Annotated in this window: 23 protein-coding genes; 17 read left to right on the top strand and 6 right to left on the bottom strand. The window is 56.0% G+C overall.

Annotation, left to right across the window (positions count from 1 at the left end; all coding sequences use genetic code 11):
- Positions 1 to 358: 358 nt before the first annotated feature.
- Positions 359 to 1606 (top strand): GGDEF domain-containing protein, encoded by a 1248-nt coding sequence (locus tag HGO37_RS07630; RefSeq protein ID WP_250982806.1) that lies wholly within the window; start codon positions 359 to 361, stop codon positions 1604 to 1606.
- An 80-nt stretch (positions 1607 to 1686) separates the two neighbouring features.
- Complete coding sequence (locus tag HGO37_RS07635; protein WP_250982807.1) at positions 1687 to 2934, top strand: cytochrome P450; 1248 nt, start codon at positions 1687 to 1689, stop codon at positions 2932 to 2934.
- Positions 2935 to 3028: 94 nt separating this feature from the next.
- Here the strand turns inward: HGO37_RS07635 and HGO37_RS07640 are convergent, their stop codons facing one another.
- From HGO37_RS07640 to HGO37_RS07655, 4 genes are all read right to left on the bottom strand, one after another.
- Positions 3029 to 3268: a hypothetical protein gene (locus tag HGO37_RS07640; protein ID WP_192487542.1), complete on the bottom strand. Its 240-nt coding sequence runs from the start codon at positions 3266 to 3268 to the stop codon at positions 3029 to 3031.
- A 33-nt stretch (positions 3269 to 3301) separates the two neighbouring features.
- On the bottom strand, positions 3302 to 3658 hold the full coding sequence (locus HGO37_RS07645) for a cupin domain-containing protein (protein WP_250982808.1): 357 nt from the start codon (positions 3656 to 3658) through the stop codon (positions 3302 to 3304).
- 35 nt (positions 3659 to 3693) lie between these two features.
- The gene (locus HGO37_RS07650) at positions 3694 to 4977 is read right to left on the bottom strand and encodes an O-acetylhomoserine aminocarboxypropyltransferase (RefSeq protein WP_250982809.1); all 1284 of its coding nucleotides are present in this window, start codon (positions 4975 to 4977) and stop codon (positions 3694 to 3696) included.
- Between the two features lie 85 nt (positions 4978 to 5062).
- Positions 5063 to 5500 (bottom strand): CoA-binding protein, encoded by a 438-nt coding sequence (locus tag HGO37_RS07655; protein WP_250982810.1) that lies wholly within the window; start codon positions 5498 to 5500, stop codon positions 5063 to 5065.
- A gap of 99 nt (positions 5501 to 5599) precedes the next feature.
- Between HGO37_RS07655 and HGO37_RS07660 the strand changes: the two genes are divergently transcribed.
- From HGO37_RS07660 to HGO37_RS07690, 7 genes are all read left to right on the top strand, one after another.
- Entirely contained in the window at positions 5600 to 5932 is a 333-nt protein-coding gene (locus HGO37_RS07660) for a hypothetical protein (RefSeq protein ID WP_250982811.1), read from the top strand.
- A 556-nt stretch (positions 5933 to 6488) separates the two neighbouring features.
- Positions 6489 to 7325, top strand: coding sequence for an EamA family transporter (locus tag HGO37_RS07665; RefSeq protein ID WP_250982812.1), 837 nt, complete (start codon positions 6489 to 6491; stop codon positions 7323 to 7325).
- 229 nt (positions 7326 to 7554) lie between these two features.
- Positions 7555 to 8019, top strand: coding sequence for a 50S ribosomal protein L13 (rplM, locus tag HGO37_RS07670; RefSeq protein WP_192487535.1), 465 nt, complete (start codon positions 7555 to 7557; stop codon positions 8017 to 8019).
- A gap of 2 nt (positions 8020 to 8021) precedes the next feature.
- The gene (gene rpsI / locus HGO37_RS07675) at positions 8022 to 8489 is read left to right on the top strand and encodes a 30S ribosomal protein S9 (protein ID WP_192487534.1); all 468 of its coding nucleotides are present in this window, start codon (positions 8022 to 8024) and stop codon (positions 8487 to 8489) included.
- A 246-nt stretch (positions 8490 to 8735) separates the two neighbouring features.
- The gene (gene speB / locus HGO37_RS07680; protein WP_250982813.1) at positions 8736 to 9689 is read left to right on the top strand and encodes an agmatinase; all 954 of its coding nucleotides are present in this window, start codon (positions 8736 to 8738) and stop codon (positions 9687 to 9689) included.
- Between the two features lie 73 nt (positions 9690 to 9762).
- Positions 9763 to 10695, top strand: a complete 933-nt coding sequence (argC, locus tag HGO37_RS07685) for an N-acetyl-gamma-glutamyl-phosphate reductase (protein ID WP_250982814.1) — start codon at positions 9763 to 9765, stop codon at positions 10693 to 10695.
- Positions 10692 to 11552 (top strand): aminoglycoside phosphotransferase family protein, encoded by an 861-nt coding sequence (locus tag HGO37_RS07690; protein ID WP_250982815.1) that lies wholly within the window; start codon positions 10692 to 10694, stop codon positions 11550 to 11552. The genes argC and HGO37_RS07690 overlap by 4 nt, the downstream gene beginning before the upstream one ends.
- Before the next feature lie 6 nt (positions 11553 to 11558).
- Here the strand turns inward: HGO37_RS07690 and HGO37_RS07695 are convergent, their stop codons facing one another.
- Positions 11559 to 12677 carry a COX15/CtaA family protein gene (locus HGO37_RS07695; protein WP_250982816.1) on the bottom strand — a complete coding sequence of 373 codons (1119 nt, stop codon included), beginning with the start codon at positions 12675 to 12677 and terminating at the stop codon, positions 11559 to 11561.
- Between the two features lie 223 nt (positions 12678 to 12900).
- Between HGO37_RS07695 and HGO37_RS07700 the strand changes: the two genes are divergently transcribed.
- Together HGO37_RS07700 and HGO37_RS07705 are read left to right on the top strand one after the other, a co-directional pair.
- Positions 12901 to 13113 carry a DUF2842 domain-containing protein gene (locus HGO37_RS07700; protein ID WP_192487529.1) on the top strand — a complete coding sequence of 71 codons (213 nt, stop codon included), beginning with the start codon at positions 12901 to 12903 and terminating at the stop codon, positions 13111 to 13113.
- A gap of 103 nt (positions 13114 to 13216) precedes the next feature.
- Complete coding sequence (locus HGO37_RS07705) at positions 13217 to 14446, top strand: GNAT family N-acetyltransferase (protein ID WP_250982817.1); 1230 nt, start codon at positions 13217 to 13219, stop codon at positions 14444 to 14446.
- 16 nt (positions 14447 to 14462) lie between these two features.
- Here the strand turns inward: HGO37_RS07705 and HGO37_RS07710 are convergent, their stop codons facing one another.
- On the bottom strand, positions 14463 to 16700 hold the full coding sequence (locus HGO37_RS07710; protein ID WP_250982818.1) for a GumC family protein: 2238 nt from the start codon (positions 16698 to 16700) through the stop codon (positions 14463 to 14465).
- 238 nt (positions 16701 to 16938) lie between these two features.
- On the opposite strand from HGO37_RS07710, the gene HGO37_RS07715 reads away from it, so the two are divergent.
- The 6 genes from HGO37_RS07715 to HGO37_RS07740 all read left to right on the top strand — a co-directional run bounded on the left by HGO37_RS07715 (position 16939) and on the right by HGO37_RS07740 (position 22653).
- Positions 16939 to 17511 (top strand): polysaccharide biosynthesis/export family protein, encoded by a 573-nt coding sequence (locus tag HGO37_RS07715; RefSeq protein WP_250982819.1) that lies wholly within the window; start codon positions 16939 to 16941, stop codon positions 17509 to 17511.
- 17 nt (positions 17512 to 17528) lie between these two features.
- Positions 17529 to 18671 (top strand): glycosyltransferase family 4 protein, encoded by a 1143-nt coding sequence (locus HGO37_RS07720; RefSeq protein ID WP_250982820.1) that lies wholly within the window; start codon positions 17529 to 17531, stop codon positions 18669 to 18671.
- Positions 18672 to 18806: 135 nt separating this feature from the next.
- Positions 18807 to 20360, top strand: a complete 1554-nt coding sequence (locus tag HGO37_RS07725) for an undecaprenyl-phosphate glucose phosphotransferase (protein WP_250982821.1) — start codon at positions 18807 to 18809, stop codon at positions 20358 to 20360.
- A gap of 50 nt (positions 20361 to 20410) precedes the next feature.
- Complete coding sequence (locus HGO37_RS07730) at positions 20411 to 21589, top strand: O-antigen ligase family protein (RefSeq protein WP_250983237.1); 1179 nt, start codon at positions 20411 to 20413, stop codon at positions 21587 to 21589.
- 82 nt (positions 21590 to 21671) lie between these two features.
- Entirely contained in the window at positions 21672 to 21821 is a 150-nt protein-coding gene (locus HGO37_RS07735; protein WP_192487523.1) for a hypothetical protein, read from the top strand.
- A 133-nt stretch (positions 21822 to 21954) separates the two neighbouring features.
- A complete protein-coding gene (locus HGO37_RS07740) occupies positions 21955 to 22653 on the top strand; it encodes a hypothetical protein (RefSeq protein ID WP_250982822.1) in 699 nt (232 codons plus the stop codon).
- The last annotated feature ends 189 nt before the right edge of the window (positions 22654 to 22842 follow it).

Here is a 22842-nt window from a genome sequence, read left to right on the forward strand (position 1 = left end):
ACGGTTTTTCGAAATTTCGAACTCGTTTTTCCACATCTGCAGCCAATATCGTCCACCGCCGTGGCCTTTATATCTGGTGCAGGTTTCAAGAGTTCAAGCACCTGCATGTCGTGCAACCCGCCTCCTGCGCTTTGGTGGGCTTTATAGGTCAGAAATAAACCTCTGGATCACCCCAGTTTTGCCCCGGTCCGGCAACGAACCATTAGCAATTGGTGTTGATACTTCCGCGCAGGCCCGTCCCGCATTTCCTCCCGGAATAGAACTTCGTGCCATCAGGTTAGCTTCAAGCGTTTCCTCCATGATCATGAGGATCATGGCGCGTGAAGCAACGCGCAAACGCGCAGATTAGGATCGTACGGTGTTTGATGCCAAAACAGTAATGCTTCTCTGGGCCGCAGAAACACTCACCCTGGCTTTTCTGCTGCTCGGCATGTGGCTGCGACAACGCGCCAAAACACAATACCTGCTGTTTGCGTCCGGCTTCGCGCTTAATACGATTGGCTGCGTCCTGGTGATGCTGCGCGGGGAAATCCCGAATTTCGCCTCTATTCAGGTGGGCAATACAGTCGCACTGCTAGGCTTTGCCTGCTGGCTTGCGGGCCTGCTCAAAATCAGCGGCAAAAAGATCGAAGGCTGGGTCGCGATCCCTGCATTGCTGTGGGTGGCGTTCATGTTTGTCCCACCTGTACGCGACAGCATGGCCTATCGCATCGTTCTTTATCATACGGCCGCGGGCCTTGGTTACCTCATGCTGGCCAGTGTTCTTCTGAATTACAAGGGCAAGCGCAGCCCGACGCGCAAAACCCTTGCCAGTTTGCTGGTATTTCAGGCCCTGTGCGGAGCAATCACCGCCTATGTGGTTATCAAGCATAATATGGCGACCGGAAATGTCGTGCCGCTGACGACCATTACCGCCATTTACGGTGCATTGTTCTTTGTTGCCGTGATCACGCTCAGCGCCATGCTCTATATTGAAGAAACGGAAAAGCGCCTGCACCTGTTGGCAACGACCGATGAACTGACCGGCGCTCGCAATCGCCGTGGCCTGACAGAAGAATTCGAAAGACTGGCAAAACGCTCGGCCAATTCTGGCCACAGCGTGGCTCTCATCCTGTTCGACATCGATCATTTCAAGAAGATTAACGACCGCTACGGTCACCAGTCCGGCGATATCGCGCTCACGCGGTTTTCACGTATGGCGGAAACCATCATTTCCGAGACAGGCATGTTCGTGCGCATGGGTGGCGAAGAATTTGCGTTGCTTCTGGAAACCGCCCTTCCCGACCGGGCGATCATGGTTGCCGAAACCATCAGGCTGCACCTTGCCCGCACACCGCTTGACGATGGCAAGCAAACCATTCCCATGACTGTCAGCGTCGGTATCGCGACTGACAATAGCGGCGCGCCGGATCTCCACGCGCTGATGACGATTGCCGACCGGGCGCTGTACGCCGCCAAGAAGGCCGGCCGCAACAGAACCGTATTCTTCAACGGTGAAAACAACGTGGTGATCGCCGCCAATGATCGTAATGAAGATCCGATGGATAACAATGCCGACCGTCAGGTCGCGGCATTGGCCCGCATCACCGCGATTGCCAACCGCTAAGATCAGGAACGCACCGCTTATTTATCTCCGGTTTGGAAAGCATCTTCCAGCCCGGCACCCATTCCAATAGATATGATTGCATGACTGATATTCCTGATTTTCTGAAAATCGACACCGCTACGCGCCATGTCTCGCTTGATGCCCGCAACCCGGAGTTCTTCGGAAATCCGAATGCTGTTTATGCGGCTCTGCACAAACACTGTCCCACCTTTTATTGGGAGGAACAGAAACAGTGGTTTTTCACCGGCTATGACCACGTCAATGCGCTGTTGCGTGACCGCCGTTTCGGACGGCAGATCCTGCATGTCGCCAGCCGCGAAGAACTGGGCCTTGCGGAGCCGCAGGAGCACGTCAAACATTTCGATGCGGCCGAGCGCCATTCGCTGCTGGAAATCGAACCGCCGGAACATACGCGGCTGCGCACCCTCATCAACCGCGCTTTCGTCTCTCGCCATGTCGAGATCATGAAGCCGGAAATCGAGGCGCTGGCCAACAAGCTGATCGACGGTTTTGAAAAAGATGGCAAGACAGAGCTGCTCGCCTCTTTCGCAGATATCATTCCGGTGACGATGATTGCCCGGATGATCGGCATTCCCGAGGAGATGGGCCCGAAGCTGCTGGAATGGTCCCATGCCTATGTCGGCATGTATATGTTCAAACGCACCACTGAAGACGAACATGCGGCAGACAAGGCGGCCAAGGAGTTCGCTGACTATGTGCGCAGCATCATCAGGGATCGTCGCGAAAATCCGCGCGATGATCTGATGAGCCACATGATCCACACCGAGCACAAAGGCCAGTTCCTGACGGATGATGAACTGGTGTCGACCACCATCGTTCTGCTGAATGCCGGCCATGAAGCCACCGTTCACCAGATCGGCAATTCGGTTCGGGTAATCCTGGAAAGCGGCGTTGCGCCGGATACGTTATTTTCCGATGACAAGACCACCGAGCGCACGGTTGAAGAGACGCTGCGCATCTGTGCGCCTGTGCATATCTTCCAGCGTTGGGTTCTTGAGCCGGTGGAGATCGACGGCGTTGCATTCAAGCGCGGCGACAAGGTCAGCCTCATTCTGGCGGCGGCCAACCTCGACCCGCAGAAATTCACCGATCCCCTCACCTTCAAGCCAGACCGTGCCGAGGGTGCCAACCTGTCCTTCGGTGCCGGTATTCACTTCTGCATTGGTGCGCCGCTGGCACGTCTTGAATTGAATATCGCGCTGCCGCTGCTGTTTGCCCGTCTTCCAGGCATGAAGATTGCCCGGAAACCCGAGGTCAAGGATGTCTACCATTTCCATGGTCTGGACCGTCTGGACCTTGTCTGGTGATTGGATGGCGCGCCTGAAACCTGCCTATTAAAATGAAAACGCCGTGTGTATTATGAAAACACACGGCGCTTTTGTCTATATGATGCTGTGGCGGTTAAATCCACTGCCGTCCATCGCTGCCACCCTGGCAACCATAGGGCGGGAGAACATTGCCAAATGTCTCGTGAAGCTTGTCACAACCCCATTTGTTGATTGGTCCCGGCATACGGCTGTTCAGCTCGATGCCAACCTCATCATAGGGGCTGTCCGTGTTGGTTACATATTTGTACCACTGGAAACCAATAAAACCGACGGAAACGATCGCTACGATCAGAAACGTTCTCAGTATTCTCATTACATTACCTTATTCATTCCGGCCCGTCCTTTTTCAAAGACGGATCACGTAGTCCTTGCGAGTCGTTTCAAGGACTTCCCAGCTTCCTTTGAAGCCGGGCCTTAATACCATCCGGTCGCCAGCACGCAATGCAAAGCTTTGACCGTCGTCAGATGTCAGCACCGAATGGCCCTCGAGAATGCTGAAATATTCCCACTCGTCATATTCGACGCGCCACTTGCCAGGCGTTGATTGCCAGATCCCTGCGTAGACCCCGCCATCAGCCTCTTCGAAATTCCATGTGGTGAATTTTGGGTTTCCCGAGATCAGACGCTCCGGTTTCGGGGCGCCGTATTCCGGCTCAATATTCGCCAGTTTTTCTTCGAGGTTGAATGACAGGGTCAATGCCATGAGATGCTGTTCTCCGGGTTCTGTTTGTGCAGCTGTTATACTTTTGAAAGCGCCTGTTCCAGATCGGCGATGATGTCCTTGACGTCTTCAAGGCCGACGGACAGACGCACGACATCCGGTCCGGCACCGGCGGCGACCTGCTGTTCCGGCGTCAGCTGGGCATGGGTGGTCGATGCCGGGTGAATAACCAGCGAACGGGTGTCACCAATATTGGCAAGGTGCGAGAACAGCTGCAGACCGGCGACAAAGCCCTTTCCGGCATCGTAACCGCCCTTCAGACCGAAGGTGAAGACAGAACCGGCACCGGCTGGCGAATAATGCTGCTGGATGGCGTGGTTGGAGCTATCCTCAAGTCCCGCATAATGGACCCAGCCGACCTTGGGATGTTTTTTCAGCCATTTGGCAACAGCGAGAGCGTTTTCCGAATGGCGCTGCATGCGCAGCGGCAGGGTTTCAATACCGGTCAGGATCAGGAAGGCGTTAAACGGCGAAATGGCCGGACCAAGGTCACGCAAGCCAAGTACACGGCACGCAATGGCAAAGGCAAAATTGCCGAAGGTGGCGTGCAATACCGTGCCGGAATATTCCGGGCGCGGTTCGGACAACATCGGGTATTTGCCGGACGCAGACCAGTCGAATGTACCGCCGTCGACAATGATACCGCCCATGGAATTGCCGTGGCCGCCGAGGAACTTGGTCAGCGAATGCAGTACCACGTCAGCGCCATGTTCCAGCGGTCGCACAAGGTATGGGCTGGCCATGGTGTTATCAACGATCAGCGGCAGGCCATGCTTGCGCGCAACCTCGGCAATGGCGGCAATGTCCACGAAGGTGCCGCCGGGATTGGCAAGGCTTTCGATAAAGATCGCTTTGGTGCGGTCATCGATATGTTTCACGAAGGTTTCCGGTTCAGCCGTATCGGCCCAACGCACCTGCCAGCCAAAATTCTGGAAGGCATGACCGAACTGGTTGATGGAGCCGCCATAGAGTTGGCGTGCGGCTACAAAATTATCGCCCGGCTGCATCAACGTGTGGAACACCAGCATCTGCGCCGCATGACCGGAGGCAACGGCCAGTGCTGCCGTGCCGCCCTCAAGGGCCGCGACACGCTCCTCCAGCACCGCCTGAGTCGGGTTCATGATGCGGGTGTAGATGTTGCCGAATTCTTTCAGGCCAAACAGTGCAGCAGCATGATCCGAATCCCGGAAGGCATAGGCCGTCGTCTGATAGATCGGTGTGTTACGGGCGCCCGTGGTCGGGTCAGGCTGCGCGCCTGCGTGAATGGCAAGCGTCGCAAATCCGGGATTGTTGCTGGACATGGTATTTCCTCCAAAATGTCAGACCTTGAACTGGACTTTGGAGGATCATAACGCCTTGGCAGCAAATGATAAGCCTGTTGCGCGCTCAACCCTGTGTAATATTGAGGCGCGGATATTCAATTGCCGGGCAACGGTCCATAACCATCTTGATACCGTAGGCTTCAGCCTTGGCGGCTGCTGTATCGTCACGCACGGAAAGCTGACCCCAAATGACCTTGGGTCGTGGCGAAAGCAGGATTGTTTCTTCAACGACTGACGACAGGTACTCCTTGGCGCGGAACACATCCACCATATCCACAGGCTCCGGAATATCGGCCAAGTGCGCATATACCTTCTGGCCGAGAATTTCCTTGCCCGCCTGCCCCGGATTAACGGGAAACACCCGGTAGCCCTTCGACAGCAGAAACCGCATGACGCCGTAGCTTGGACGATCCGGGTTTGGCGAGGCGCCAGTCAGGGCAATTGTCTTCACCGAGCCGAGAATTTCTGCTATATAATCATTGTCGTAAGTATCGTGCTGCATGATCCTGTTCCTGGATGGGTGACTATCTTTTCAAAGGGCTACGACATGCGAAGCACTTTTGCATATGGGATCCAACAACAAAAAGAAAAGGACCAGATCATGCTGAAGACAACATTCGCCGTACTGCTTGCCGTGCTTGCAGCCTCTCCGGCCGCTGCCATTTCCCGCTACAATACAACAGGCATGAGCTGTGCGGCGGTGCAGAGTGCTATCGACCGTGAGGGCGCAGCCATTCTCCGTTACCCATCGACGCGCGTACGCAACATGACGCTTTATGACCGTTACGTCCGAAGCGACCGTCAGTGCGATACCGGCGAATACGCAGCTGACAGCAGCGTACCAACGCGCGACGCAAAGAACTGCCCGGTGTACAAATGTGAACCGCGCACCAATGATCGTTGCAGCCCGTTTTCGTTTGGCAGAGACTGCTGACCACGTAAAATTCCATCAGTTTTTCGGCGTAACGTTGGTGCGGTGCCGTTTCGCATGCGCCGAATTAAATTTTACGCGCGAAAAATGTTCACTCTTTGTATTTGATAAATTCATGTTTTATTCATAGGCATTTTAGCGACTACTTATAGTTTAATTAGAAATTCCAACTTTATGAAATAAAACGCCTGGCAGGAGCAAATCTACTATCGTCTGAAGCAGTATTTTAGTGACGAATGGCAAGCATCAGCACTTCAGATATATCGCAAATTGCAACATTCCCAGAACAACTAGATTTCCCACGTCTCGATGCTGCAAAAAAACCATAAAAATTACCAGTAAATCAAATCGCCAAATAGTTGTATTATTCTATTATTTGACATTGAAAAATCGACCAATACAGCTTTTCGATGCAGCCAAAAACATCGTTCGATAAGTCGCCCGACGACGACATTTTCTCACCGCCAATAAAGCGTGCATCACACCGCTTGCACTTGCGCTTTCACTGCGAATAGAACTGGACATAACCTGCCGTTTTCCTCGCTCGCGGATCATTGCCTTGTCTATCGATGTGCTTTTATTGGTTCTCTTCGGAGCGCTGCTCCATGCAAGCTGGAATGCCCTGGTCAAATCCGGCAAGGACAAGTCACTGGATGCCGCACTGATTGCGGCCGGCGGCGCCTGCTGTGCCCTGCCCTTTCTGCCCTTCCTGCCGATGCCGAACATCACAGCGCTGCCCTTCATTCTGGCGTCAGCGGTTCTGCAGTTCGTCTATTTCCGCCTGGTGGCCGTTGCCTACACACTCGGTGATATCGGGTTGGTCTATCCGCTGATGCGCGGCGTGGCGCCGTTGCTGGTTGCCGCCAGCAGCAGCTTCATTCTTGGCGAACATCTGTCACCCATGGCGCTCACCGGAATTTTCGTCATTTGCGCCGGCATCATGACACTGGCATTCGAGGCGCGCCACGGCGGCCGCACCGCGACGATCTTTGCGCTGCTCAATGCCGTTGTCATCGCCAGCTACACCTTTGTGGATGGCGTTGGCGCCCGTGAGGCAGGCAATGCCATTTCCTATACCTTGTGGATGTCGCTCTTGCCGCCGGTCCTGCTGTTCAGCCACGCCATTTACATGCGCGGCGGCCGTGCCGTGATCACCCATGTGCGCGGCAACTGGTGGCGCGGCATTCTGGGCGGTGGCGGCTCGATCCTGTCCTATGGACTTGCTCTCTGGGCCATGACCAAGGCGCCGGTTGCAATCGTTGCGGCGCTGCGCGAAACATCGATCCTGTTTGCCATCGTCATCTCGGTTTTTATCCTCAGGGAGAAGGCCAGTATCTGGCGTTATGTCGCCGGTGCCGTCATTGCAGCGGGTGTTTTGGTGATGCGGCTGGGCTAAAAAGTGAGGTATTAAAATACCACACAAACAAACCATTGATTTTACTTGCGTTTTTCTGGCCGCATCCAAATTCGAAACCTTGACGGTTTTTCCACACCCACGTATAAGCTCGCCCAAGTCACATTTCATGTAAATGCGGCCTACCCTTGCGTTCAGGCGCAAGAAAACCAAGCAACAAAAAACGCCCAGAGCCTTATGGCCCATGGGTCCAGACAGAAAGACTATTACTATGTCGACTTTCGTTCAGAAGCCCGCTGAGGTGGAGAAGAAGTGGATCATCATCGACGCCGAAGGCCTCGTTGTTGGTCGCCTCGCCACCGTTGTTGCAAACCGTCTTCGCGGCAAGCACAAGGCAACCTACACACCACACGTTGACGATGGCGATAATGTCATCATCATCAATGCGGAAAAGGCTGTCTTCACCGGCAACAAGTATTCCGACAAGAAATACTACTGGCACACCGGCTACCCAGGCGGCATCAAGGAGCGTACAGCTCGCCAGATCATCGAAGGCCGCTTCCCGGAGCGCGTTCTCGAGAAGGCAGTTGAACGCATGATCCCGCGCGGTCCGCTCGGCCGTCGCCAGATGAAGAACCTGCGCGTTTACGCTGGTTCCAACCACCCACATGAAGCACAGCAGCCGGTCGTTCTCGACGTTGCCAAGCTCAACAGCAAGAACGTAAGGAGCGCCTAATAATGGCCGATCTTTCCTCTCTGAAAGACCTCGCTCCGGCAGCAGAAGCTTCGGCTCCTGTACATGTCCGCAAGGTTGACACTCTCGGTCGCTCCTACGCAACCGGCAAGCGCAAGAACGCCGTAGCCCGCGTTTGGGTTAAGGCTGGCTCTGGCAAGATCATCATCAATGGTCGCGACTTCACTGCGTACTTCGCACGTCCGGTTCTGCAGATGATCCTGCAGCAGCCAGTTGTTGCTGTAGCACGCACAGGCCAGTTCGATGTTATCGCAACTGTTGCTGGTGGTGGTCTCTCCGGTCAGGCCGGTGCCGTTCGTCACGGTATCTCCAAGGCACTCACCTACTTCGAACCGGGCCTGCGCTCTGTTCTGAAGAAGGGTGGCTTCCTGACTCGCGATAGCCGCGTTGTTGAACGTAAGAAGTACGGTAAGGCCAAGGCTCGCCGTTCGTTCCAGTTCTCCAAGCGTTAATCGCTTTCGGAATACAGACTTCGAAAAGGCGGGACTTCGGTTCCGCCTTTTTTCATTTCGGGTTTTTCATGTCCATGAAGGCGCAACGCTGGCTGCCCTTCATGTCGGGAAAGTGTTGTTGCATGAAAGCACAATGTCGAGCATCTTGCCGCACAGCGATGTCGCTGCCAAGCGAATGCCATCACTGGACATAGACATTGCGCGCATAGAACAGGCTTACGGATTCGACAAAACGGAGACTGACGCATGCCGGGAAAAACCATCGACCACGCATTCACGGCTTCTTCCCTCACCTCAGCAGCAACAGACCCGACCCATGCGGGCACGCTTTCCTTCATGCGGCGAAAGTTCACCAAAAATCTAAACGGCGCATCGACTGTTGTCTGGGGCATTCCGTTTGATGCGGCGACCTCCAACCGACCCGGCGCTCGCTTTGGACCACAGGCCATTCGCCGTGCCTCAACCATTTTCGACAACGACCCGCAATACCCGTTTCATCGTGACCTATTCGAGGGCATGCCGACCATTGATTATGGTGATTGCCTGCTGGATTACGGCAACCACTGGCAGACCCCTGCCAAGATCGAAAAAGAAGCACGCAAGATCCTGTCCCGCTCGGACTACCTGCTGACGCTGGGTGGCGATCACTTCATTACCTGGCCGCTTCTGAAGGCGCATGTTGCCAAGCACGGGCCGTTGGCGCTGGTTCAGTTCGACGCCCATCAGGACACGTGGTTCGATGACGGCAAACGGATTGACCACGGCTCCTTCGTGGCGCGTGCCGTGCGTGATGGATTGATCGATCCTGACCGCTCTATCCAGATCGGTATTCGCACCCACGCACCCGATGACTTTGGCATCAAGATTATCTACGGGCACGACGTCGAAGACATGCGGGCGGGTGATATCTCGTCGCTGATCGTCAACCGCACTGCCGGGCAGCCCGTGTATCTGACCTTCGATATCGACTGCCTTGACCCGGCCTTCGCACCCGGTACCGGCACACCGGTTGCCGGTGGCCCGACCAGCTCCAAGATACTCTCGATCCTGCGCGGGCTTGGCCAGCTGGACATAAGAGGCTCTGATGTGGTGGAGGTGGCGCCCGCCTATGACCATGCGGACATAACCGCCATTGCCGGTGCCACAGTTGCGATGTATATGCTTGGCCTGCGCGCCGAACGGCTTGCCAAGGCGCGCTGAGGAATTGATTCAAGCGATTGGCACTCTGATTTCGCCAATTGCAGTAACCCACTGAAAAAGCTAGGATAAGGGCATGACAGCGAAAATCTTCATCGATGGCGAACACGGCACAACGGGCTTGCAGATCCGCACACGCCTGGCCGACCGCCGCGATATCGAACTGCTGTCGATTCCCGAAGCGGAACGGCGCAATGCCGCCATGCGCGAAGACATGCTGAACAATGCCGATGTCGCCATTCTGTGCCTGCCTGATGAAGCCTCGAGAGAGGCCGTGTCGATGGTGGCAGGCAACAACAATGTGCGCATTATCGACACATCGACAGCATACCGCATCGCGCCTGATTGGGCCTATGGCTTTGCCGAGATGGACAATGCACAAGGCGACAAGATCCGCTCTGCACGTTTCGTCGCCAACCCCGGCTGCTACCCAACGGGTGCCATCGGCCTCATCCGCCCGTTGCGCGCAGCAGGTCTGCTGCCGGACGGCTACCCCGTCTCGGTCAATGCTGTCTCGGGTTACACCGGTGGCGGCAAGCAGATGATTGCCCAGATGGAAGATCTGAGCCGCGACGATTCGATTACCGCCAACAACTTCCTCTACGGCCTGCCGCTGAAGCACAAGCACGTTCCAGAAATGAAAACCCATGGTCTGCTCGATCGCTCTCCGCTGTTTTCGCCATCGGTCGGCCGCTTCGCACAGGGCATGATCGTACAGGTGCCGCTGTTTGCTGCCGACCTCAAGGACGGCACGACGATCAAGACCATTCATGATGCGCTGGTTGCGCATTATGCCGGTCAGGACATCGTCTCAGTCGTATCGCTGGACGAAAGCAAGGGCCTGTCACGCATCGACGCAGAGGAACTTGCCGGCAAGGACACCATGAAGCTGTTTGTGTTCGGCACCGAAGGCGGCGAGCACATCAACCTCGTGGCGCTGCTGGACAATCTCGGCAAGGGCGCATCCGGTGCTGCTGTGCAGAACATGGAACTGATGCTCTCGGCATGACCGAAGGCAAAACCTCACCTGTTATTTCAGAAGACATCAAAAGGCGGTGGAGCATATCCTCCGCCTTTCTCCTTGCCGATACACCGAGCAGCTTGGTTTACCGCGTGACGCTTGACAGTGGTGAGAAGGCGGTACTGAAGGAACTCAAGCCGCGCGGCATCGGAGAGTTACCGGGCATGGCCTTCCTGCGCTGGCGGGACGGCAACGGCGCCATCAGGCTGATCGATAGTCATGGCATGAATTGCCTGCTGGAAGATGCGGGCGACCTGACACTACGGCAGTACCGTCTTGAACATGGTGAGGCCGCCAGCAACCGTGTCATAACCGATGTACTGGGCAGGCTGCACGCGCCCTCACCCGCGACGCTTGAGAACCTTACGCCGCTCGACAGGCATTTTGCAGCACTGTTTGACCGGTCGCTCGACGGCTATGACACAATGTTGCGTGAGCCGCTTGGCTTTGCCCGACAACTGGCATTGCAGCTTCTCGGTACACAGGACAACATCAAACCCCTGCATGGCGATTTGCACCACGACAACATCGTGTCCGGCGGCACACGCGGCTGGCTGGCAATTGACCCGCAGGGGCTGATTGGTGACGCCGCCTATGATGTGGCAAACATCTTCGGTAATCCGCTGAATGCCCTGCCCGATATTATCAAGCCGGCGCGCATCAAGGCGCTGACCACACTGTTTTCGCAGATACTGGGATGCGGGGAAGAAAAAATCCTGCGCTACGCCATTGCGCATGCAGGATTGTCGATCTGCTGGTCTGTGGAAGATGGCACCTTATTTGATGCCAGTGAGAATGCGCGCGAACGTCTGGCATTCCTTCAGATCGCGCGCACCCTGCTTTAAGCGTTATCAGTCACGCACCTCGACGGCTACCGGCGCGGAATATTCGCCGATAAACCCGCGCCAGTGGGCGGTGGCAAATCCAAGAACAACCAATGCCATGCCCTGATGGGCCAGCGCGACATGGATATCGACATGCATCAGCAGCGTGATGATGCCGAGCATCGCCTGGATCAGGATCAGCACGAACAGCAGCACGGAGCGCCGGGCATGCGGCGATCCCGGGATGTCACGGCACAGCCTGACCATGTTCCAAAGCGCTGCTGCAAACAGCGTGTATGCACCCAGACGGTGGATGAACTGCACTGTCTTGGGGTTTTCAAACAGATTGATCCACCAGGGCTGCTGAACGAAAAGATCGCCCGGGATCACCGAACCATCCATCAACGGCCAGGTGTTGTAGGACAGACCGGCATTGAGCCCGGCCACCAGTGCACCGAGATAGATCTGGAACAGACAGAGGCAGAACAGCACGACTGCAAAGGTGCGACCCTTTCTTTCACCCACCGCATCCGGCGAGTGGTGCGAAAGACCACGCATGATCCACATACATCCCGCAAAGATCAGACAGGCGATGGTCAGGTGGGTGGCAAGGCGGTACTGCGACACGTCAGTGCGGTTGACGAGGCCGGATGATACCATCCACCAGCCGATGAAACCCTGAAAGCCGCCCAGCGCCAAAAGGCCGACCAGCGGCAGACGGATACGCTTTTCCACGCGGCCGGTGATCCAGAAAAACGCCAGTGGCAGTGCAAAGATGATACCGATGCCGCGCGCCAGCAGGCGGTGCGCCCATTCCCACCAGAAAATCGTTTTGAACTCATCAAGGCTCATGCCCTTGTTGACTTCCTGGTATTGCGGAATGCGCTTGTAGAGATCGAACTCCTCTTGCCACTCTTCCACTGAAAGCGGCGGAATGGCACCGTGGATCGGTTTCCATTCGGTAATCGAAAGGCCTGATTCCGTCAGGCGCGTTGCGCCACCCACCAGCACAAGGCAAAACAGTGTAAAAATAACAAAACCAAGCCAGATGCGCAGCACGCGGCGATTACGATCCTGCTTTACAAGTGTCTGCTCTATTGCAGCCTCAGAAGGGTTCCCAGCCAATGCTGCGGTATTCAGGCTCATATTCTCAACTCCACAGGGGTTGCTCACCCCGTCAAAGAAGGCCGGTACCGTTGACCGGTATGTGGCCAAGGCAGGACAGTTTCATAAGGCAGGGCATGTCATTTTCATGGCCCTGCAGAAAGCTATGACGTTGATTTGCCCCAACCGTTAAGGCAAAACAAGCCCTGCATGTTTGCGGCAAGCCGTCGCGGACCCACAAACACGTCAACACAATGAGAAACTCATGCCCACTCGTCTGCGTTCGTTCATCGGCACCATCGTCATCATCATCATGGTGATTGTCTATGCCATTCTGGCGACGTCCTATGCAGCGGCCAATCTGGCGGAATCGCCCTGGTGGGTTCATTTGCTCTATTTCATCGGCACTGGCCTGTTGTGGGTATTGCCAGCCATGGCGCTGATAAAGTGGATGGCGGGCCGCAAACCCGGCCAGTAACCTTGTGCTAACTGCACTTACAAGTTTCAGCTCGCATCTTGGCCGATAAACTCTTTGTTGCACGGCTTGCTGCTATTTTGCGGCAGATGTTGCGGAGTTGTTGATGAGAGCAATACAGCCAGACCTGCCGGAAGCAGAAAGCCAGAAGGCTTTTGAAAATGCCGTTGTGCACGCGGTTTCCGGTCCGCTGTCGGTTGATGTTGTCACCGACATGGCGGCGGTCGAGGCAGACTGGCAACGTCTGGAGCACTCCCCACTCAACTCCGTCCACCAGAGTTACTGGTGGTGCGCGGCATGGTCCAAGGCCATGGGCACGCCGGTTGTGGTCATTCGTGGCCAAGTGTCCGGTCAGACGGCCTTTCTCATCCCGCTTGAAATCCGCCGCAAGGGCCCATTTCGTGTGGCGCGTTTCCCGGGTGGCAATTTCAACAATATCAATACCGGACTGTTCGACGATGCTTATGCGCAGACAGCCAAGCCTGAAGATGCACAGCTTATCCTGAGCGAAATACGCCGCCAATTATCCAACCGCGTCGATGTGTTGGCGCTGCAGAATATTCCGCTTAACTGGCGTGGACGGCGGCACCCGCTCTCGGCGCTGGCGACCAGCGAAAACCAGAACCGGTCATTTCAGCTGCCGCTTTTGCCGCGTTTTGAAGATACGCTGGCGCAGGTCAATGCCAAGCGCCGTCGCAAAAAGTACCGCGTGCAGACCAAGCGTCTAAACGAGATTGGCGGCTACGACTATTACCTGACGCGTGATCGCCAGGAACAACATGCCCTGCTTGATACGTTTTTCCAGCAAAAGGCCGAACGTTTCGCGGCACAGAAAATTCCTGACGTCTTCCAGGACAAGGCGATCAAGAGCTTTTTCCACGGCCTTGTCGACGCGCCCTATCACCTTGAGAATGTGCCGTTGGAACTCCATGCCATTCGCCTGCCCGGTTCCAATAACGCAGTGGCTGCGTTAGCTGGGCTGTCGCGCAAGGGCGATCATGTGATCTGTCAGTTTGGCTCGATCCACCAACACTTGGCAGCCGATGCCAGCCCCGGCGAATTGTTGTTCTGGCTGATGATCGAGAAAAGTTGTGCCGAGGGTGCCGCGATTTTCGACTTCGGTATTGGCGACCAGCTCTACAAAAGAAGCTGGTGCACGGTCGAAACCGTGCAACACGACATCTTCCGTGCCTTATCTGTGCGGGGGTATCTGCCCGCCATTGGCTACCGCGCGCTTGCCTCGCTCAAAAGCTTTATCAAGGCGCATCCCAAACTCTACGGCTTCATCCAGTCCCTGCGGGCCAAGAAGGACACCGCAAAACCAGAAAGCGACTGAGGCCAGACGGTTGCCATTACGCCGCCGTACGGCTGCTATCCCGCGGATGGCGCTGGCTGCTCATGCCGGACATGATCAGCACGCGGGAATGGCCATCATCAGCCAAGGTCTGCATGACACCCGTCAGGCTTTCCTCGTCCGGCTGTGGCGCCGAAACGATTATGTCGGTGGAGAGGTTTTTCAGAATTCCAGCCGCCCGCACCACATCAACCGCACCGCATTCGATCAGCACCGTGTCGTATACGTCAGCCAAAGCGCTTACCACCATTGTCAGACGGTCGATGACCCGCATGGCCTCATGCGCAGGCGTCTTGCCCTGCGGCACGATATGGGCGCTGGACAGGCGGTCATTGTGAATGGTTTCGGCAAAATTGACTTCACCGGCTAGCAGATCGGTAATGCCAGGCAGATTGGAGGACGGCGCCATCAGGCGGGTCGGACAAGCTGACGCCGTCATGTCGACCAGCACGACGGTTCTGCCGCTTTCGGACACGGCGCGCGCCAGCATGACGGTTGCGGTGGAGCCGGCATCGCCAGCCGGCGATACGACGGTTGCAACCGGGCCGACGCCCTTCATGGCGAGATATTCGGCGACCATTTCAATGGAGAATGTTTCAAGACTAGACCGCTCGGCCTCCTCGACCGCGTCATTATCCACCTCGTTCGCCTCAAGCGCTTCGAGCGTTTCCGGCGTCTCCGTCAGGTCGAGTGTTTCTTCCATTTCTGCGGCAAGCGCCTCATCACTTGCCACCTGCATGCGGTCGGCAGGTACCTCTACGACGGTGACCGGCACGGCAACAGCCTCAACGACGGTGGCCTCCGTTTCCAGTTCTTCTTGCCTGGATGCACCGACCGGCCGCAAGGCACGTCCGGTGAACAACTCGATCAACATCACGACAACGCAGGACAACAGCAAGGCAACGAGCGAGACAACGATGACAATCGGTCCAACCTTGGGGAAATACGGTTCGCGCGGCTCGATGGCAGCAGAGATGACGCGGGCATCAGCCGGGCTGGAATCTGTGCTGGTAGTACGCGAGGTCGCCTCACGGTAACGGGCCAGATAGGTTTCAAGCAACTGGCGCTGTGCCGTCGCATCACGCTCGAGGTCATTGAGGCCAACAGAATCTTCACCAGCACGTGCACCGTCTGCCTTTAGCGTATTGAGCTGCTGCACCAGTTGGCGCTCCCGCAGGCGGGATACATTCGCTTCATTTTCCAGACTTGCCAAGACCTTGCGGGTTTCGGTTTCAATCTGGCTGCGGATGCCGCCAAGCTGCGCGCGCAGTGCCTTGATCCGCGGATGACCGTCGAGCATGGTGGTCGATAGATCGGAGATCTGCGACTGGATACCGGATTCGGTTTCCTTGAGACGCTGGATCATCTGCGAACCGATAATGTCAGGCAGCGTGTCGGTCGGGCGGCCGGAGGACAGCGCATTGCGCACATTTTCAGCACGCGCTTCGGCATTGGCCTTTTCGCCGCGAACACGTGCCAGTTCGGTCGATATGTCACCGAGCTGACGTGTTGCAAAGGTGGTGTTTTCACCGACGGTCAGCAAATCGGAAGAGGCACGGTAATCCGCCACCTTCTTGTCGGCTTCGCGTACCTTTTCGCGCAGGCTGGCAATTTCCGGCTCAAGCCAGCGTGCGGCCTCGGAATTTGCATCGAGTTTGGCGTCGGTCTGCAGCGATTGGTAGACTTTGAGAATTTCGTTGGGAATGGCAGCGGCCAGCACCGGGTCCTTGGAGGAAAACTCCACGGCGATAACGCGCGACGTCTCAGCGCGATAAACCTGCAGCTTTTCCCGGAAAGCGGAAATGACCCGTTCTTCCGGGGCCACTTCCAGCGGGTTCTTTTTCATGCCGATCATGACCAGCAGGCGCGACACCATTGACGGGCTGGCACCGGGGTCGAATTCAGGCAGCTCGTAAAGCTTCATGTTGCGAGCAACCTGCTTGATCAGGTCGACCGATTGCAGCAGCTGCGTCTGGCTGGAGATATTCAGATCGTCCAGCACCTGCTGGGAGCCAGTACCGTTCGGGTCTGCATTGCCGAACGATGCTGCACGGGTTTCTATGAGGACACGGGCCTCGCTACGATAGACCGGCGACATGACACTGGACGCAGCAAAAGCCACGCCGCCAGCGATCAATGTCACGGCTGCAATTTTTCCCCGCCTCTCCCAGATGGCAAGCACCAGCCGCGCCAGGTCGATATCCACGTCTTTATCATTACGGCCTGTCGCTGACATGCGAACTCCTGCATCGTGACCCCTCAAGGGCAGGCTGGACGAAACGGCTGCACGACGCGCGCGCCCGTCCATTACATTCCTGTTGCCGTAATTTTAGGACTTTATGGTAACCCAACCGTTAACCGACCTTCGCGATCTCAAAGGCGCAGTTTCATACTTTTTTCGCGTCATTTACTCGGCGTTAACCCTAACAGATTGATAACATCTTTAATTGCCGCTTTGTGGAGCCCAAGCGCGAATGTCCTGCGCCCTGAACCGTACCGCCATTATCGTTGTGATCGCCTTTGCCGCGGCACTGTCCGGCTGTTCGGCGTATCAGCCCGCTCCGAAAGCCTTTCACGAAGCGACCATCCAACCCTACCGGCTGGATAGCGGCGACAGACTGCGGATTACTGTTTTCGAGCAGACCGGTCTGAGCAACAGCTATACGGTGGATCAGGCTGGTTACATCGCCTTCCCTCTTATTGGCCCGGTCCCTGCCCGTGGCCAGACATTGCCGCAGCTTGAAGGGGCCATCGCCCAGAAACTGCGACAGGGCTATCTGCGTGACCCGGATGTGACGATCGAAATCGACCGTTACCGGGCAATCTTCATTATGGGTGAAGTCGGTCGTCCGGGGCAATATTCCTATGTGCCTGGTATGACCGTGCAAAATGCTATCGCTATTGCCGGCGGTTTCTCCACCCGCGCCAACCAGCGCGACGTGGATGTAACCCGCAAGATCAACGGGGAAATCGTGACGGGTCGCATCAATATCTCGGGACCAATCCTCGCTGGTGACACTGTGTATGTCCGTGAACGCTTCTTCTGATTGCCAGTAACGGTAACATGACCACAGAAAAACCTCTCCGCATTCTGCATTGTTTTCGCTCACCGGTCGGTGGTGTATTCCGCCACGTTCGTGACCTTGTGGAAGAGCATGTAAAGCTGGGACATGAGGTTGGCATTCTGTGCGACAGTTCAACCGGTGGTGAGCACGAGGAAAAACTGTTTGAACAGATCAAGCCCATGCTGTCGCTGGGGCTTATCCGTTTGCCCATCGGACGTTCGGTCGGCCCATCCGACCTGGGCGCTCTTTGGAAAGCCTATCAACATATCAAAAGTTTGCAGCCAGATGTAATCCATGGCCATAGCGCCAAAGGCGGCGTTCTCGCCCGTCTCATCGGCTCAGCTCTGCGGGTGAACAGGTATCGCGTAGCCCGCCTCTATTCGCCCCATGGGGGCAGCCTGCACTATGACCGCAAATCCCTGCGCGGTCAGGTGTTCTTTAACGTGGAGCGCCTTTTAGAGCGGTTTACGGATGCGCTGTGTTTCGTCTGCCATTACGAGCAGAGCGCCTATACACAAAAGGTCGGCAAACCGCACACGCAAGCGCGGATGATCTATAATGGCGTGCAGGAAAGCGAATTTGCGCCGGTTCCGCTCAATGCAAATGCCAGCCATTTTCTCTACATCGGTATGTTGCGCGACCTCAAAGGTCCCGACGTGTTCATTGATGCCTTTACCCAAGCGGAAAAACTGTCCGGGCAAACCCTGACAGGCGTGATCGTTGGCGATGGTCCCGAGCGTGACAAGTACCGCGACGCGATTGCGGCGGCCGGATTGTCGGACCGGCTCGTCATGCATCCATCCATGCCGGCCCGCACGGCATTTGCTTTGGCGGATACGGTCGTTGTCCCCTCACGGGCAGAATCCCTGCCCTACATCATTCTGGAAGCACTGGCGGCCGGCAAACCTGTGATTGCCTCACGGGTTGGTGGCATTTCCGAGATCATGGGCGAACAGAGCCCGGCGCTGGTCACGGCTGGCGATGCAACAAGCCTGGCGCAGACCATGGTTCGCAGCTTGCAAGTCCCTGAGTGGCGACAGCAAGCCTTGCCTGATACAACCGAATTCCGGCAGCGGTTTTCCACACCCGTAATGGCCGGACAAATTCTTGCCCTTTACCGGGAATTACTGCCCCACACCTGACGGGATGCAAGACTAACCATCCGTTTGCAGGTCGTATCAGCACGGTACGACTGTCTAAAGACTTGGTTGTCGCCATAAACGTTTCTTAGCATGTTGCCGCTATGGTTGCGCCAAAATGCAAAACGGAATGCGTCCATGAGCAACGTCCAAAACCAGCAACTCGATATCAATGAACTGCGCCGAAAGGTGTCCGAGATTGCCGGTCGTTCAGCTGGTGATGGAGACAGCCCACCAGTGTCGCTCAACCCGTTGGCACGACAGGTCGCCAATCAGCTGCGTACGGGCAATCACTCCCCCAACATCATTATCGGCCAGCTGCAATTGCTGGAGTTTGCCGGACTGGTGATCCTTGGCTGCATCGTCAGCATGCTGGCATCGGAACACACGGTTGGCAGCCTGCTTGGCCTGTTTGCGATAATGGTGGCGGGTGCAGGTCTGACCGGCCTGATGCTTTATGCCCTTGATCTTTACCAGTTGCCGTCGCTGCGCACGCCTATGGCCAAGATGCCGCGTATTCTGATGGCCTATACCGCCGGTTTTGCGCTGACTGTGTTTCTTCTTCTCGCCTTCCATCCTACCGGTGGCAGTTCGTGGCTGACAACTGCCATGTGGTTTGTGGCCGGTGCTGCCTTTCTTGCGTTGGAACGCATCCTTACCGGCGTCGCAATCCGCCACTGGGGCCGTAATGGCGTCATGGAGCGTCGTGCGGTTATCGTCGGTGGCGGCGATGCAGCCAAGAACCTTATCCGCTCGCTGGAAGAGCAGCCGGACAATGATATCCGTATCTGCGGTATCTTCGACGACCGCACCGGCGATCGTTCGCCTGATATCGTTGCCGGTTATCCAAAGCTTGGTACCTTCGCCGAACTGGTGGAATTTGCACGCCTGACCAAACTCGACATGCTGATCATCTCGCTGCCGATTTCGGCCGAGGGACGTATTCTTGCCCTGTTGAAGCAGGTCTGGATCCTGCCCGTCGATATTCGTATCGCCGCACACGCCAACAAACTGCGTTTCCGCCCGCGCTCCTATTCGCATGTCGGCAATGTGCCGATGCTGGATGTGTTCGACAAACCGATCCGAGACTGGGACTCGGTTGCCAAGCGCATCTTTGACCTGTTCTTCACCGTGGTGGCCCTGCTGTTGTTGTGGCCGGTGATGATTGGCGCGGCCATTGCCGTGAAAACAACTTCAAAGGGTCCGGTTTTCTTCAAGCAGAAACGCCACGGCTTTAACAACGAGACGATCAATGTCTGGAAATTTCGCTCGATGTATACCGAGCTTAGCGACCCGACAGCCAAAAAGGCAGTGACCAAGAACGACCCACGCGTAACGCCTGTCGGCCGTTTCCTGCGCAAATCCTCAATTGACGAGTTGCCGCAGCTGTTCAACGTGCTGAATGGCAGCCTGTCACTGGTTGGCCCTCGCCCGCATGCGGTCATGGCCCAGACCGGCGACCTGAAATATGCCGATGTGGTTGAGCATTATTTTGCCCGCCACAAGGTCAAACCCGGCGTGACCGGATGGGCGCAGATCAATGGCTGGCGCGGCGAGATCGACAACAGCGACAAGATCAAGTTCCGCACCGCTTTCGATCTGCATTACATCGAAAACTGGTCGCTGATGTTCGACCTCAAGATCCTGTTCCTGACACCGATCAGGCTGCTCAAAGCGGAAAACGCCTATTGAGCAACGTCAGCCTGACAGATACGCCTGATTTCAACGCGCCATTAGCCGCCATGCGGATGATTGGCGCGTTTGCGCTTGCCTTTGGTGTGTTCCTGTCCGGTTTTGTTATTTCCGAACCGGCACCTTACGAGCTGATGATGGTGGCGCAGGTCGCCATCTGGTTTCTGCTCGGGCTTCGCCTGTCCAAACGCGTCATCGTGCTGTTGGCTTTTCTGCTGGTGTTCAATGCCGGTGGTTTTCTCTCTCTGTTGGTCATGTCGGATCTCGGCGAAGGGCCGATGTATCTCGCCGTCTCGACCTTTCTGGCGCTGACATCGGTTTTTTACGCCGCTGTCACCGAAGATGATCACCGGCGGCTATCGCTGATTTTCAAAGCCTGGGTTTTTGCCGCCCTGATCACCTCGATGCTGGGCATTCTCGGTTACTTCAATGCCATTCCGGGCTTTCAGGTGTTCACGCTCTATGACCGTGCCAAGGGCGCATTCCAGGACCCGAACGTCTTTGGCCCGTTTCTCGTCACGCCGTCGCTGTTTCTGGTTTATGGTCTGTTGACCGGGCGGGTCAGCAGCATGCCGCTTAAGATTCTCGGCCTACTCATTCTGGCGCTCGGTATCTTCCTGTCGTTTTCCCGTGCGGCCTGGGGCTTGTTTCTTATCGCAACCGTCATGCTCGTTCTGCTGATGTTGCTGAAAGAGCGTTCCACCGCCTTTAGGCTTAAAATACTTGTGCTGACACTGCTGGCCGTGGTGTTTCTGGTTATCGCATTGATGGTCGCCTTGCAGTTCGAACAGGTGTCCAACCTGTTCCTGAGCCGAACAAAGGCCGTGCAGGATTATGATGGCGGCCATCTCGGGCGATTTGCGCGACATCGCATTGGCTTCATGATGGCCATGGAAAATCCGCTTGGGATCGGTCCCATGGTGTTTGCCACCATTTTCCCGGAAGCGGAACACAATATCTGGCTGAAAAGCCTGACGACTCATGGCTGGCTCGGTTTTGTCAGCTATGTCTCCCTGATGTGCTGGACGGTGGCGGAAGGTTTCAGATACCTGCTGCGGGATCGTCCATGGCAACCTTTCCTGATGATTGCCTGGGTCAGTTTTGTCGGTCACCTGATCATTGGCAATGTCATCGACACCGACCACTGGCGGCATTTCTTCCTGTTGCTCGGCATCATCTGGGGCTGCATGGCGCTGGAACTGAAATGGCAGCGTCAGCAGCGGCAATAATTTTTCGCTGACATGGTGTTGCTGATGGAACCCGTTGGCATTCCTGCGCATTTCACTCCCGAAAATATGACGGGAGACATGAATGACGAGAACCAACAATCTTTATTTCATCATCGGCGCACTGGTGATCCTCGCTGCAGGTCTTGGTGCCTATGTTTGGCATCAGGAAAGCAAGCCTGCAGGCATTGAGATGCAGATCGGTCCAAACGGCGTAAAAATTCAAGAAAACTGATTTCAGCCAAGGCTTGCCTCCACTCAAGCCTCGCGCAGGCATATCGCTATAGTTTGAGGACAGGCGATAGAACGCTATCGCTTGTCCGATAACCGCGCGGAAGCCATTTCCGCGAAGCATACAGGCGCAGTTCATGGTTTCTTCGATTCAATCCATCCGGCTGATGACGACGCAAATCGCCCTTAAAGCCCTGAAGGAGCAGGAGGAAACGACAACCTCGACCAGCTCCGCATCCAGCTCGCTTTTGCAGCAATATGGCCTGGACACGTCGACCAGCTCATCCAACGACACGTTGACGCGGCTGCTGACGACACTGGCCACCAAAAACCCCGACTCAACCGTCAACACGACGCCGAACACCACACCAACAACCGTCTCGGCGGACGTAACGACCGCGTCCTTCATGCGCAGTCTGAAAGACAGCCTTGAAGAAATGGCCGATACTGCCGCGGGCAAGAAGCAGGCAGATGCGATGCTCGCCGCCCTGAAGGCTGGCACACTAACGGTGACCGACCCGGTCAGCGGCCAGAAGATTGCCGCCTGGGATGTTGATGATGAAAAGCACAAGGACACCACCTCAGGTGCGGCAACCACCATTGCCACCAACAACTGGAGTGACTTCCTGAAAGAGCGTCTGACACGCGGTGAGGATGTCTCTTACGCCAAATCAAGCGACGGCAGCTATATCGACAAGACCACTGGCGAGAACGCCTATTTCGGCACTGTCGGCAGTAAATATTATTACCTGTCATGGCCAGCCGCCAACGCTAACACGCTGGCAAGCGGGACAGACAAGACAGTTTCGTCTTCAGGATCCAGCGACACGAATTAACAGCTGAATATCGGCGCTATATACACGCCTCCCATCGGCGTGTTGCGACACCAACTTCAGCAAGCGGCACAGCATGTTCCTCAACCAAAAGAATGCCCGGAAAGCTTGGCTGTTTTCCGGGCTTTTGCGTTTTTGCAACTTCAAAAAAATTGAAAATATACATCAATGCGGCATGATCTGACGCAATCG

The sequence above is a fragment of the Rhizobium sp. CG4 genome, from assembly GCF_023701965.1.
GTDB lineage: Bacteria > Pseudomonadota > Alphaproteobacteria > Rhizobiales > Rhizobiaceae > Agrobacterium.